This is a genomic window from Streptomyces sp. NBC_00078 (assembly GCF_026343335.1).
GTDB lineage: Bacteria > Actinomycetota > Actinomycetes > Streptomycetales > Streptomycetaceae > Streptomyces.
The window spans coordinates 935479-949346 of the sequence record NZ_JAPELX010000001.1; the positions used below are offsets into that span (position 1 = coordinate 935479).

6 protein-coding genes are annotated in these 13868 nt (G+C 73.4%); 3 read left to right on the top strand and 3 right to left on the bottom strand.

The window, feature by feature from the left end; translation table 11 throughout:
- Position 1 precedes the first annotated feature (1 nt).
- Both OOK07_RS04335 and OOK07_RS04340 read right to left on the bottom strand, forming a co-directional pair.
- On the bottom strand, positions 2-7702 hold the full coding sequence (locus OOK07_RS04335; protein WP_266795073.1) for a non-ribosomal peptide synthetase: 7701 nt from the start codon (positions 7700-7702) through the stop codon (positions 2-4).
- Positions 7699-9033 (bottom strand): cysteate synthase, encoded by a 1335-nt coding sequence (locus tag OOK07_RS04340; protein ID WP_266795075.1) that lies wholly within the window; start codon positions 9031-9033, stop codon positions 7699-7701. Before OOK07_RS04340 ends, OOK07_RS04335 begins: the two co-directional genes overlap by 4 nt.
- Positions 9034-9312: 279 nt before the next feature.
- Here OOK07_RS04340 and pdhA point away from each other — a divergent pair, with 279 nt between their 5' ends.
- The 3 genes from pdhA to OOK07_RS04360 are packed head-to-tail and all read left to right on the top strand — an operon-like array spanning position 9313 to position 12674.
- Positions 9313-10437, top strand: a complete 1125-nt coding sequence (gene pdhA / locus OOK07_RS04345; protein ID WP_266683330.1) for a pyruvate dehydrogenase (acetyl-transferring) E1 component subunit alpha — start codon at positions 9313-9315, stop codon at positions 10435-10437.
- A 1-nt stretch (position 10438) separates the two neighbouring features.
- Positions 10439-12496 carry a 2-oxo acid dehydrogenase subunit E2 gene (locus OOK07_RS43610; protein WP_406311232.1) on the top strand — a complete coding sequence of 686 codons (2058 nt, stop codon included), beginning with the start codon at positions 10439-10441 and terminating at the stop codon, positions 12494-12496.
- Between the two features lie 49 nt (positions 12497-12545).
- Entirely contained in the window at positions 12546-12674 is a 129-nt protein-coding gene (locus OOK07_RS04360) for a hypothetical protein (protein WP_266677091.1), read from the top strand.
- A 13-nt stretch (positions 12675-12687) separates the two neighbouring features.
- Here OOK07_RS04360 and OOK07_RS04365 read toward each other — a convergent pair whose 3' ends face one another.
- Complete coding sequence (locus OOK07_RS04365) at positions 12688-13863, bottom strand: cytochrome P450 (protein WP_266795078.1); 1176 nt, start codon at positions 13861-13863, stop codon at positions 12688-12690.
- Positions 13864-13868: the final 5 nt, after the last annotated feature.

Consider the following 13868-nt stretch of genomic DNA (forward strand, 5'->3'; position numbering starts at 1 on the left):
GTTACCTCCACTCATTGCCGAACTCGGCTTCGAGTTCGTCGATCTCTGCTTGGGACAGGGACACCAGGGGCAGGTCGGACGGGGTGTGCCCGCCCGCCGCGCCGGTGCCGCCTTCGGCCTGCGCGGCCAGCTCCGTCAGCCATGCGTCGGCCAGGGCGTGCACGTCGGTCTCGGACCAGATGCCGGGGGCCCAGGACCAGGTGATGTCGAGCCGGCCGTCCCCGGTGGTCATGGCGGTGATCTCCAGACCGTGGGCCACGGGTGTGGCGGGGTCGTGCACGGCACCCAGGTTGCGCAGGGTCTCCGGCGCCGGGGCGAAGTCGCCGTGATCCGAACGGGCCGCCCGGCCCAGGTAGTTGAAGCCGATTTCCGCCGCCGGCAGGTCCGCGAGGAGCGGCCCGTTCTCCGGGTCGAGGTGACGGAGGAGGCCGTATCCGATGCCGTGGTCGGGAACGGACCGCAGCTGCTCCTTCACGGTCTTCAGGACCTGGGCCGGCTCTGCGGGGTCGACTCCGGCCAGGTCGAGCCGTGCGGGCACGATGCTGGTGAACCAGCCGACCGTCCGGGACAGGTCGACGCCGTCGGCGAGGTCCTCCCGGCCGTGCCGCTCGATGTCCAGCAGCAGGGCCGGGTGACCGTCCCTGGTACTCCGCCAACGGACGAACGCGGCGGCCAGCGCGGCGATCAGGACGTCGTCGGGTCCCGCGTGGAAGGCCGCGGGCACGGTGGTGAGCAGTTCGGCGGTGACGTCGGCCGCGAGTTGCCGGGTGAGGTGGCGCATCCCGCCGACGACGTCCTGCCGCGGATCGGGGCGGCGGGCACCCAGCAGCGGGGCCGGAGCCTCGGACATGGCGCGCCATAGGCCCAGTTCGGCTGCCCGCGCCGCACTGCGGGCCTCCCGTTCCAGCAGGCGGGCCCAGTGCCGGAAGGAGGTCCCCGGCTCGGGCAGTTCCTCCGAGCGCCAGGCCGCAGCCAGGTCCGAGCACAGGATGCGCCAGGACACACCGTCCACGGCCAGGTGGTGAACGGTCAGCAGCAGCCGTCCGGGCCGGTCCGGGCCGGCATCGCACCACACCATCCGTACCAACTCGCCCTTCTGCGGGCTGAGCAGGGAAGCAGATCTGTCCAGCACGTCGGCGAAGTCGGCCGGTTCGCTGACGCGTTCCAGCACGGTGGCCGCGTCGATGCTCCCTGGGTGCGGAATCTCCGCCGACCGGCCGTCGGGCGCCAGCCGCAGCCGCAGTACGTCGTGATGGTCGAGCAGGGCCTGCAGCGCGGCCGTCAGCCGCTTCTCGTCCGCGCCCGCGGGGGTGACGAGCAGGACGGACTGGCTGAACGCCCTGATGGGGCCGCCGCGTTCGAGCAGCCGGTGCATGGCCGGGGTGAGAGGCAGGGTGCCGGTCGGCGCGTCCTGTTCCGGGCCGGGTCCGGTGGCCGGCCGCGCTGCCGCGGTGGCGGCGAGACCGGCGACCGTACGCTGCTCGAACACGTCACGCGGGGTCAGCCGCAGACCTGCGGCGAGCGCACGGCTCACCAAGTGGATGGAGGTGATGCTGTCGCCGCCCAGGTCGAAGAAGCCGTCGTCGGCGCCAACGCGCTCGGAGGGGACCCCGAGGACCTCGGCGAACAGGTCCCTGAGGGCCTCCTCCTGGGGAGTGCGCGGCTCCCGGCCCGTCGTCTCACGGATGGTGGCCGGTGCGGGCAGGGCGGCGCGGTCCAGCTTGCCGTTGGGCGTCATCGGCAGTGCGTCGAGCGCCACGAGCGCCTCGGGAACCAAGTGGGCGGGCAACTGCCGGGCGGCGTGCGCCAGGAGGGCGGGGAAGTCTGCCTCCGCGACCGCGACGACGTATCCGATCAGGCGCCGTACCCCGGTCCCGTCCTCGCGCACCACCACCGCGGCCTGGGCGACGCCGGTGTGGGATGTGAGCACGCCCTCGACCTCGCCGGGCTCGATCCGCAGGCCGCGGATCTTGAGCTGGCCGTCGGCCCGCCCCCGCAGCTCCAGGGCGCCGTCGGTCCGCCACACGGCCAGGTCGCCGGTCCGGTACATGCGCCCGCCGGGCGGCCCGAACGGGTCGGCGACGAACCGCTCGGCGGTCAGGCCGGGGCGCCTCCAGTAGCCGCGGGCCACCTGGTCGCCGCAGACGTACAGCTCGCCCTCGACGCCCGCCGGTACGGGGTTCAGGCGGGTGTCGAGCACATACGCCCGGGTGTTCCACATGGGGCGGCCGATGGGTACCGGCCCGGTCGGCAGGTCGTCGCCGGGCTCGATGCGGTGGTCGGTGCAGCCGACGGTGAGTTCGGTCGGGCCGTAGTGGTTGATCAGGCGTACGTCGGGGTGGTCCCGGCGCCACCGGCGCAGTGCCTCGCCGACCAGCGCCTCGCCGCCGAGCATGAACTCCTCGGCCGGCGACAGGTCGTGGGGCAGCGCGGGCAGCAGGGGGAGGTGGCTGGGTGTCGCCTTGAGGAAGGTGTAGCCGCCGTTCGCCGGTGCCGCGCCCGCGTCGTGGAAGCCGGCGATGTGCACCCGGCCGCCTGCCGCGAGCGCCCCGTGCAGGGTGGTCACGGTGGCGTCGAACGACATCGTGGCGTGCAGCAGCGAGGTGCCGCGCAGGCTCGGGTACGCCTCGACGCAGCGGGCCACATAGGTGGTGAGGTTGCGGTGCTCGACGACGACGCCCTTCGGGCGGCCGGTGGTGCCGGAGGTGTAGATCAGGTAGGCGGGGTCGGCGGGCCGGGCCTCGGGGAGGGGCCTGCCCGGGTCGTCCGGGCTCGTGTCGGGATCCACGACAGGACAGCCCGTGGGACGGTCGGCGAAGAGCCGGTCCCTGGCGATCAGACACACGGGATCCGCGTCCGCGAGCAGATGGGCGGTGCGCTCCGCCGGGTGCTCCGGGTCCAGCGGCAGATACGCGGCGCCCGCCTTGAGGACTGCGAGGACGGCGACCGCGAGATCGACGGAGCGGGGCAGCGAGAACGCGACGATCCGTCCCGGTCCGGCGCCGTACAAGGCAAGGACGCGGGCCAACCGCTCTGCCCTGAAATCGAGTTGACGGTACGTCAGACGATTCCTGCCGTCCTCGACCGCGACGGCGTCCGGCGCGTCGGCGGCGCGTGCCTCGAAGAGCCGGGGGAAGGTGGTGTCGGGTACGTCCCGTGCCGTGTCGTTGAACTCGGTCAGCAGGCGGTGGCGTTCACCGTCCCCGAGGATGTCGAGGGCACCGATGGAGCGGTCCAGTTCACCGGTTGCGGCCCGCAGCAGGCGTTCCAGACGGGCGGCCAGTTCCACGGCTGTACGCCGGTCGAAGAGGTCGGCGCTGTACTGGAGGATGCCCTCGATGCCGTCCGGGGAGCCGTCGGGGGTGCGCTGCTCCGCCAGGTTGAACGTCAGGTCGATCTTGGTGGCTCCGGTCTCCACGGGCAGTGTGCGGGCGTGCAGTCCGGGCAGGTCGAGGCGGGGTCCGGCGGTCGGGCGGAAGGCGAGCATCACCTGGAAGAGCGGGTGCCGGGCCGGCGAGCGGGGCGGGTTGAGCGCCTCCACCAGGTGCTCGAACGGCAGCTCCTGGTGGGCGTAGGCCGCCAGATCGGTCTCGCGGACCCGGCTCAGCAGCTCCCGGAAGCTGGGGTCGCCCGAGGTGTCGGTGCGCAGCACGAGGGTGTTGACGAAGCAGCCGACCAGGTTGTCGAGCAGCTCGTCGGCGCGGCCTGCGACGGGCGTGCCGAGCGGGATGTCGGTGCCCGCGCCCAGGCGCGTGAGCAGTGCGGCGAGCCCCGCCTGCACGGCCATGAACACCGTCGTGCCGGTCTCGGCGGCCACCGCGCGCAGCCGCCGGTGCAGGTCCGCGTCCAGGCGCAGGGGGATGTCGCCGCCCTGATGCGTGGCGCGGGCGGGGCGCGGGCGGTCGGCGGGGAGCGGGAGTTCGTCGGGCAGCCCGGCGAGCGCCTCGCGCCAGTGGGCGAGTCGACGGTCCCGGCCGGACGCCGCTGCGTCCCCGAGCACGTCGTGCTGCCAGACGCAGTAGTCGGCGTACTGGAGGGGCAGCGGATCCCAGCCGGGCTCCCGTCCCTCCATCCGGGCGCGACAGGCGGCCGCCAGGTCGAGCAGGAGAGGGTCCAGCGACCAGCCGTCAGCGGCGATGTGGTGCACGACGAGGAGAAGCACGTGCTCCTCGGGGCCGAGGACCAGCAGGTGGGCGCGGAACGGGGCGTCCTCGTCGAGCCGGAACCCCTCCCCCGCCAACTGCCGCAGCCGGTCGGCGAGTTCGGCCTCGGTGACGTCGACGACCCGCAGATCCGGTGTGGACGGTTCCAGCAGTCGCTGGCACGGAATTCCGTCGGCGTCCGGGTAGACGGTGCGCAGGATCTCGTGCCGGGCGACGAGGTCGGCGAGGGACGCGCGCAGCGCGTCCACGTCGAGACCTGTGCCGGTCAGCCGTACGGCGAGGGGAATGTTGTAGGCCGCGCTCGGTCCCTCAAGGCGGTGCAGGAACCAGAGCCGCCGCTGGGCGGACGACAACGGGGCCTCGCCCGGGGCTTTGCGCGGGGTGGGCCGCCTGGTGGGACGCACCGCTGTCCCGGCAGCGACCGCCCGCCGGGCCAGCCCCGCCGGAGTGGGTTCCTGGAAGACGTCGCGCAGGGTCAGTTCGACGCCGAGCGCGGTGCGGACGCGGCCCAGCAGACGCAGGGCGAGCAGCGAGTGACCGCCGAGGGCGAAGAAGCCGTCGTGGGGGCCGAGTTCGGGCAGCCCGAGCACGTCGGCGAACAGGGCGCACAGGACCTCTTCGTGTGGGGTGCGCGGGGCCGTGTGCGTCTGCGGGGCGGCAGCGGCGGGCGGGGCGGGGAGCGCTGCCCGGTCGAGCTTGCCGTTGGGCGTCAGGGGCAGTCGGCCGAGGATCACGACGGCCGAGGGGACCATGAAGTCGGGCAGAAGGGCTGCGAGGTGGTCGCGCAAGGCGTCCGACAACGAGGTGGCACCCCCGGTCCCCCGGTCCCCCGGCGTCAGGGCCGCGCACACCGCATACGCGACCAGCCGTCGGTCGCCGGGCCGGTCCTCGCGTACGGCGGCCACCGCCTGGGTGACGTCGGGGTGGGCGGCGAGGTGCGCCTCGATCTCGGCGGGCTCGATGCGGAAGCCGCGGAGTTTGATCTGGCCGTCGCCGCGGCCGTGGAACTCCAGCTCGCCGTCGGCCGTCACACGCGCGTGGTCACCGGTGCGGTACATGCGGGCGCCGGGCGGGCCGTACGGGTCGGCGGTGAAACGTTCGGCGGTCGCGCCCGGGCGGCCCAGGTAGCCGCGGGCCACGCCGGGGCCGCCGATGTACAACTCGCCCACCGTGCCCGGCGGGAGGGGCTGCAGGGCTCCGTCGAGGACGTAGGCACGCATGCCGTCCAGGGGGCGGCCGATCGGCAGCGGATCGGGGACCGGCTCACCCGCCGCGCAGGGACGGGAGGTGGCGAACGTCGTGGTCTCGGTCGGGCCGTAGCCGTCGGTGACGGTCAGTCCCGGGCAGGCCGCCAGCACCCGGCGCACGGCGTCGGCGGGGACGGCCTCCCCACCGGTCCACACCTGGCGAAGCCCCGCGAAGCAGCCCGGATCCTCCTCGGCGGCAAAGCGGAACAACCCGGCCGTGAGCCACAGGGACGTCAGTCCATGACGCTCCGTCAGGCGTGCGACGGCGGCGGCGTCCACGTCCTCGTCCGCCCCGGCGACCACGGCGGTGCCGCCGTTCAGCAACGGCACCCACATCTCGTACGTCGAGGCGTCGAACGCGGTCGGCGAGTGCACGAGCACGCGCGCGTGCTCGCCGTCCCCGAACGCCGAGTCGGCGGCCAGGGCGGTGACGTCGCGATGGGTGACGGCGACGCCCTTGGGGGTGCCGGTGGAGCCGGAGGTGTAGCTGACGTACGCGAGTCGGTCCGGGTGCGGGAGCACGGCGGGGTCCGTGTCCGGTTCGGCTGCGAGCGTCGGGTCCTCGGGGCTGACGGTGACCAGGCCGTCGTACGGCTCGGCGGGCACGGTGTCGGTCAGCAGGACGTTCGCGCCGGTCTCCGCCAGGATCTGCCGGGTGCGGGCGGCCGGTGCGCGCGGATCGAGGCCAACGTATGCGCCGCCCGCCTTGAGTACGGCGAGCAGTGCGGTGAGGAGCCCGTGGGAGCGGCCCATCAGGACCGCCACGCGGTCCTCGGGACGGATGCCGAGGGTGGTCAGCCGGTGCGCGAGCCGGTTGGCGCGGGCATTCAACTGCCGGTAGGTGACGGCGCGTCCGGAGTGACGGATCGCGACGGCGTCCGGAGTGGCCGCGGCCTGGGCCGTGAACAGCTCCGGGACGGTCGTCGTCCCGCCCGTGGGTGCGGCGGGGCCGGCGAGCCTGGCATCGGCGCTCTCCCGCGGTGATGTCACCTCGACCCGGCCGACCGGGGTGCCGGCGGCGACGACGGCTGCGGCGAAATGCTCCACGAAACGCGCGAAACGCCGGTGGTGGGCGGCGAGTTCGGTGTCCGTGTAGTGGTCGGGGCCGGCGTCGAGGTCGACACGGATGCCGTGGCTGTCGGCACGGTCGTACACATTGACGGCGAGGTCCTCGACGGGCCCGGTGGACAGGTTGTGGCGGGTGGTCGCATGCCCGGCGAACCGCAGCTCCGGCCCGAACGCCATGATGTTGACCACGGGGCCGAAGAAGCGCGGCCCGCCCTGCGGCCCGTCCAGCTCCCGGCGCAGGTCCTCGCCGCGGAAGCGCTGGTGGGCCAGCAGGTCGCGGGTGGCGGACGCCGTCCGCCGTACGAGGTCGCCTGCGGTGGTGTCGGGCCGTACGGACAGCCGCAGCGGAAGCACGTTGGACGCCATGCCCGGCGTGGCGAGTTCGCTCTCGCTCGCGCGGGCGGTGACGGCGAGGCCGAGGACGATGTCCTGGGCGCCGGTGAGCCGGTGCAGATAGGCGGCGGTCGCCGCGAGCAGGACGCGCGACCAGCGGGTGCCGGCCTGCTCGGCGGCCGCGTGCACCAAGTCCCCTGCGGCGTGCGGGAGATGACCCGTACGGCGGACGAACCGCCCGGCGACGTGCGGCGGGCGGGCGGACAGGCTCACCGGCTCGGGGCGGTCGGCGAGCAGGCCCGCCCAGTACTCCCGGTCCGACATCTGCCGTTCGCCGGCACGGTAGGCCTCGTCCGCGGCGATCAGCGGGGCGAGGGGGGCCGGCGGCGGGGTGCGCGCTGCGCCCGTCACGAGGGCGCTGTAGGCGTCGGCGACCCGGCTCGCGACGAGGGAGCAGCTGTAGCCGTCGACGGCGATGTGGTGGTAGCGCTGGTACCAGATCCAGTGCGCGTCAGCGAGCTTCAGCAGCGCGTACCGGAAGAGCGGCGACCGTTCGAGGTCGAACGGTGTGGCGAAGTCGGCTGCCGTCCAGGCCTCCGCGGCAGACCTCGGGTCGGCCTCGCCCGTGAGGTCGACGACGGGCAGGTCCCAGGCGGGGTCGCCGTCGACAAGCTGGCGGACGGTGTCGTCGTCGGCCGTGAAGCGGACCCGCAGCGTCTCGGTGGCCGCCACCACCTGCTGGAGGGCCGCCCGGAAGCGGACGGGATCGACGGGGCCGTGGATCTCGGTGTACTCGCCCACGTTGTAGGCGGGCCCGGCGGGGTCGAGCCGCTGCCCGAACCACATCGAGCGCTGGGCGGCGGACACGTCCAGGGCGTGGGGAAGGGTCATCGGGCAGCCTCCGTGACCGCCGCGAGGCCGGTCAGCTGCCGTGCCACGAGTTCGGCGACGGCCCGCGGGCCCTCGTCGCGTCCGGGCCACGGCACGCGCAGCCAGGGCTCGGCGGGTATCAGCGGCAGGTCGCGGGCCTGGCGGGCCCGGCCGCCGCCGGTGATGTTGAGGAGTACGAGCTCGTCGCGGCGTACGCGGCCGGCCCGTGCCGCCTCGGCCAGGGCGGCAAGGGCCACACCGGCGCCCGGCTCGATGTCGATGCCCTCGACCTCCTCGAAGAGGGCCATGGCGTCGAGCGCGGCAACGTTGTCGGTGCACAGCACGTCGCCGCCGCTCTCGGTGAGCACGTCGCGGACTCCGCCGCGGACGGTGAACGGCGGCCGCCTGTTGGTCAGTTCGCGGGCCAGCGGTTCGTGCTCACGGTCACGGTCGCGGTCGGCATGGGGGGCAGGGCCGGCCGGTGCCGCGCCGGTACATCGCCAGGCGTCGTACAGCGGCGCGAAGGGCGCGTTCTGGCACATCAGCAGTCGGGGCAGCGCCTCGCCCTCCGTCCGCAGCCGGCGTGCCGCCTCGTGGGCGCCGATGGCTCCGGTGCCACTGCCGACGGCCTGCACATAGGTCTCCGGCAGCCGTCCGAGGGCGTCGGCGGCGGCCAGCATGACGGTGCCCAGGCCGTCCCGGCGGCCGACATTGCGCGAGCCGCCCTCGGCATGGTGGCCGGGGAACGCGGAAAGCAGGTCGGCGCAGGCGATGGCGTCGCTGTAGGTGGCGGTGCCGTCGAGGACGACGATCCGGACGCGGGGGTCGAGCGGGGCGGGGAAGCGCATCCGCTCCAGGGCCGGGGCGGGGACGACCAGCAGACAGGGCACCTGGTGACGGGTGGCCGCCCAGGCGAAGGCGGCGGCGGTGTTGCCCGCCGAGGGAATCACGAGCACGGGCGGCTCGGCGGGCAGCCGGCCCAGCACCGTGTAGGCCTCGAGGTCCTTGAACGTGCAGGTCGGCAGATGCGCCTCGCGTTCCGGCCAGTACCCGTTGAAGGCGATCCACAGCCGGTCGAGACCGATACGGCGGCCGAGCCGCTCGGCGGCGAGGACGACGGGACCGGGTACGTCGGGGAAGGTGCGCGTCACCGGCAGCAGCGAGGCATGCCGGAAAAGGCCGGCGCTTTCACCGGTCCGGGTTCCGGTTCCGGTTCCGTTGTAGTCGGTGCGCAGGAATGCCGGTTCGTGGGGACGGGCGCAGTCGAGGAGGAGGCCATCGTCCTCGTATCGGCTTCCGCATGAGGAACAGACGACTGTGTAATGACGTGTTCCCGGGCGTGCTCCGGACATTTTTTGCTTGCCTTCCGCAGTGCTGCGTTCGCTGATCAATTGGAACCAGTGCTTCGGGAAGAGCGGGCGACTTGCGGGTTACCTTTGGCTGACGTGCAGTTGACGCGAGGGAAGCGCTTACTGTCAGGGCGCTGCCACCGAGTCCCCCACCTGCGGACTGTTCAGTTCCGATTCACTTGGGCGTATCCGTCCGGCAGTTGAGAAAGCGCTCGGCCCAGGGAGCATCCGAGGCGCACAAGCCATGACGAAAGAGGTGGCGGGAACATGGGCGATACGCCGATGCATACGACGGCGGAGAATTGGGCAGATCCTTCGGCCTGGCTTCCGTCCCAGGTTCCGTTTTCCCTTCTGTCACCGAATGGCGATGTGCGGGAATCCGACACCACGCATGGCTCGCGGGAGCGGACCTACCCCGAGCCGTCGGCCGAGGCGCTGCTGACGGCGTACCGGAAGATGGTCGTGGGGCGCCGCTTCGACGAGCAGGCGACCGCGCTGGCCCGGCAGGGCAGGCTTGCGGTCCACCCCTCCAGCCTCGGCCAGGAGGCCTGCCAGGTGGGTGCCGCGCTCGCGCTGCGCGCCACGGACTGGCTGTTTCCCACCTACCGGGACTGCGTCGCGCTGGTCAGCCGCGGGATCGACCCCGTCGAGGCGCTGACGCTGCTGCGCGGTGACGCACACTGCGGCTACGACCCGGTGCGGCACCGCACGGCACCGCAGTGCACCCCGCTGGCCACCCACGCCGCTCACGCCGCGGGACTGGCCCACGGCGAGCGGCTCAAGGGCACGGACACGGTCGCCCTCGCGCTCGTGGGCGACGGCGCGACCAGCGAGGGCGACTTCCACGAGGCCCTCAATCTGGCGGGCGTGCTGAAGGCGCCGGTGGTGTTCCTGGTGCAGAACAACGGGTACGCCATCTCGGTCCCGCTGTCCGAGCAGTGCGCCGCACCGAGCCTGGCGTACAAGGGGATCGGTTACGGGATCCGCTCCGAGCAGGTGGACGGCAACGACGCCGCGGCCGTACTCGCCGTGCTGGGCACGGCCGTCGAGGACGCCCGGGCGGGCGGCGGGCCGTGGCTCGTCGAGGCGCACACCTACCGGCTCGGCCCGCACACCAGCGCCGACGATCCCTCCCGGTACCGCACCACCGCGGAGGCCGACCGCTGGCGGGAGCGCGACCCGATCGCCCGTCTGGAGTCCGCGCTGCGCGAGCGGGGCCTGCTCACCGACGCCGATGTGAAGGCCGTGGCCGCCGAGGCGGAGGCGTATGCCGCCGATGTGCGCGAACGGCTCGCCGCGGACCCGGAGTTGGACCCGTCGGCCCTCTTCGACGACGTCTTCGGCTCCCTGCCCCCACACCTCACCGATCAACAAGCTCGCCTGCGGGCCGAGTTGGAGGAACGCTGACATGACCGCGGTCGACACGGGGATGGCCCAGGCACTCAACGCCGCCTTGCGGGACGCGCTCGGCGCGGACGAACGCGTCGTGGTCCTCGGCGAGGACGTCGGCCGCCTCGGCGGCGTCTTCCGGGTCACCGACGGGCTGAGGGAGGCCTTCGGCGACCGGCGCTGCTTCGACACACCGGTCAGCGAGGCCGGCATCGCGGGCCTCTCGGTCGGCATGGCGATGGCAGGCTGGCGGCCGGTGGTGGAGATGCAGTTCGACGCCTTCGCCTACCCGGCGTTCGAGCAGATCGCCTCCCACGTGGCCAAGATGCGCAACCGCACCCGCGGCGCCCTCACCCTCCCGATGGTCGTGCGGATCCCTTACGGCGGCGGAATCGGCGGTGTGGAGCACCACAGCGACTCCAGCGAGGCGTACTACGCGCACACGGCCGGCCTGAAGGTCGTGACACCGGCTACGGCGGCGGACGCGTACTCCCTGCTGCGCGAGGCGATCGACGACCCGGACCCGGTGATCTTCCTGGAGCCGAAGCGCCGCTACTGGACCAAGGAGCCGCTCGAACTTCCGCTCCGCACCGAGCCGTTCGGCACCGCGGCGGTGCGCCGCGCCGGGACCGACGCCACACTCGTGGCGTACGGCCCCTCGGTCGCCGTAGCGCTCGAAGCGGCTCAACTGGCCGCCGCGGAAGGCCTGGACGTCGAGGTGCTGGACCTGCGCACCCTCGTCCCTCTCGACGACCGTGCGCTGGACGCGTCGGTGCGCAGGACCGGCCGGTGCCTGGTGGTGCACGAGGCGCAGGGCTTCGCCGGGGTGGGCGCCGAGATCGCGGCGCGGGTGCAGGAGCGGTGCTTCGACGCGCTGCGCGCTCCGGTGCTGCGGGTCACGGGGTTCGACATCCCGTATCCGCCGCCGTTGCTGGAGGACGCCCATCTGCCGGGGCTACGACGGGTGCTCGACGGCCTCCACCGTCTGCTGCCCGCCCTCGGACGCGGAGTTCGCGGCTCCGTGCCCCTCTCCGGCGCCACCGCACCCGGGAAGACGTTCCTCCTTCCCGACCTGGGGGAAGGGCTGGCCGAGGCGGAGGTGCTGGAGTGGATGGTCGCCGTGGGCGATCCCGTCGAGCACGATCAGGTCGTCGCTGAGGTCGAGACGGCCAAGTCCGTGGTGACGCTGCCGAGCCCGTTCGCCGGGACGGTGACGGCCCTGCACTGCCCGGCCGGTGAGGTCGTCCGGGTGGGGGCGCCGCTGCTCACCGTGGAGGAGGCGGCCGGCTCGGGCGCCGTCCTGACCGGCTACGGCACGTCCTCCCGGCCGGGACGTCACCACTCGCCGCGGCCGGCGACCACGGCCTCGCTGCCCGAAGACGCCGCCGCACCGGCCGCTCAGGTCCCTCCGCAAGGGTCTGCCGCCCGCGTCCCGCTGGGTCCGGCGGCCGAGAAGTTCTCCCGCGGGCACCGTGACACACCTGCCGTGACCATCTGGGCGGACACCGAGGCCGACCGCCTGCTCGCCGCGCGCACCACCCACGGAACAGGCCTGCTGCCGCTGATGGCCCGGGCCTGCCTCGACGCTCTCGCCGCGTTCCCGGCGCTCAACTCCCGCGTGGACACCGGCCGCCAGGAAATCGTGCGGCTGCCGGAGGTGCATCTCGGTTTCGCCGCGCAGACCGACCACGGCCTGGTCGTCCCCGTGGTCCGCGACGCCGGCCGTCTCCCACTCGACGGCCTCGCCGCCGAGCTACGGCGCCTGACCGGCCTCGCCCGCCGCGGCTCGCTCCCCGCCGAGCACCTCACCGGCGGCACGTTCACCCTGAACAACTACGGCGGCTTCGACGTCGACGGCGCCACCCCGATCCTCAACCACCCCCAGGCGGCCATGATCGGGCTGGGCCGCATCACCGACCGCCCCTGGGTGACGGACGGCCGCGTCGAGGTCCGCAAGGTCGTCAACGTGTCCCTGACCTTCGACCACCGCGTATGCGACGGCGGCACGGCGGCAGGCTTCCTGCGCCGGGTCATCGACGGCCTCAACTCGCCGGATCTACTGGGCGGTTGCTCCTGATCGGCGCCGCGGACGACCATTGCCACAATGCCGGCATCAGGAGATCCGCGTGACCGTGCCGCCCTCCCCCATCGCCGACGTCGGGGGCGTCGGCGAGCCGGTGGCCGTCCTCGGACCGCAGGACGAGCGCTGCCTCGCACCGGACGAGGACGGGTGGGCCGCCAGGCCACCTCGCTGACCGCGGCCGGCCCTCAGGCGGGCCTGTCCCACAGCACGTTCAGGGTGGAGGGCTTGCGGAAGACCAGGCCGTGCGGAGTCGTGGGGTGGTCCGGGTCGAGACGCAGAGCGGGGAGGCGTTCGAGCAGACGCTGAAGGGCGATGCGGGTCTCCAGGCGGGCCAGGTGTGCGGCGATGCAGTGGTGCGGGCCGTGCGCGAAGGCCAGTTGGAGGCGGGCGTTGGCGCGGCGCACGTCGAAACGGTCGGGGTCGGGGAAGACGGCCGGGTCTCGGTTGGCGCCCGCGAGGGAGACGGTGACCGGGTCACCGCGGCGGATCGAGGCGGGGCCCAGTTCGATGTCCCGGGTGGCGTATCGGTCGACCACCACGGCGCCGGGTTCGAGGCGCAGGGACTCCTCGATCGCGCCGTCCAGGAGGTCGAAGTCGGCGCGGACCAGGACGAGTTGGCCGGGGTTCGCCAGCAGCTGCAGCAGCGCGTTGGTGATCATCGCCTCGGTGGTCTCGATGCCGCCGAACATCATGACCGCGGCGTTGGACGCCACTTCGGGCAGCGTCAGCCGCCCGGCCGCGGAGAGGAGCAGCGAACCGCTGCCCCGGTCGGCGACGGTGCCCTCCACCGCGGCACGCAGCTGCGCGTACGCCGCGGCACCGGCGGGCCCCGCCTCGTGCCCGGCGGTGATGTCCGAGACCGACCGGACGATGGAGTCGTACCAGGTCAGGACCGTGTCCGCGCTGGTGCCCACCAGTCCGAGCGCCTCGGTCACGACGGCGACCGCGAGCGGTCCGGCGAAGACGCGCCTCAGCTCGGCGGCACCCGCCGGTTCCAGCGCGGTGACGAGCCGGTCGGTCTCCCGCTCGATGAACGTGGCGAAGCCGTCCCGCACCTGCCGGGGGCGGAAAGGGGCGTTGAAGGGTTCGCGGTGGCGGGTGTGCCGCTCGCCGTCCAGCGAGAGCATGCTCGGCCCGACGACCTGGGCGGTGGAGAACCGGGGGTCGTCGACGGTGAAGGTCTCGGCGTCCCGCATCGCGCTCAGCGCGAGGTCGCGACGGGTCACCAGCCAGCCGCCCAGCTCGGGCAGCCAGGACACGGGCTCGTGTGCACGCAGCAGCGCCAGTCGCGGATGTGGATCGTGGGCGAGTTCCGCGAGCGTGGTCGCGGCACCGAGCGGGAAGGAGACGGCGGCGTTCACACCAA

Bases quoted from the DNA above. Each gene is read 5' to 3' on its own strand.
- OOK07_RS04335 (WP_266795073.1), bottom strand. From the start codon at position 7,702: ATGACCCTTCCCCACGCCCTGGACGTGTCCGCCGCCCAGCGCTCGATG.
- OOK07_RS04340 (WP_266795075.1), bottom strand. From the start codon at position 9,033: ATGTCCGGAGCACGCCCGGGAACACGTCATTACACAGTCGTCTGTTCC.
- pdhA (WP_266683330.1), top strand. From the start codon at position 9,313: ATGCATACGACGGCGGAGAATTGGGCAGATCCTTCGGCCTGGCTTCCG.
- OOK07_RS43610 (WP_406311232.1), top strand. From the start codon at position 10,439: ATGACCGCGGTCGACACGGGGATGGCCCAGGCACTCAACGCCGCCTTG.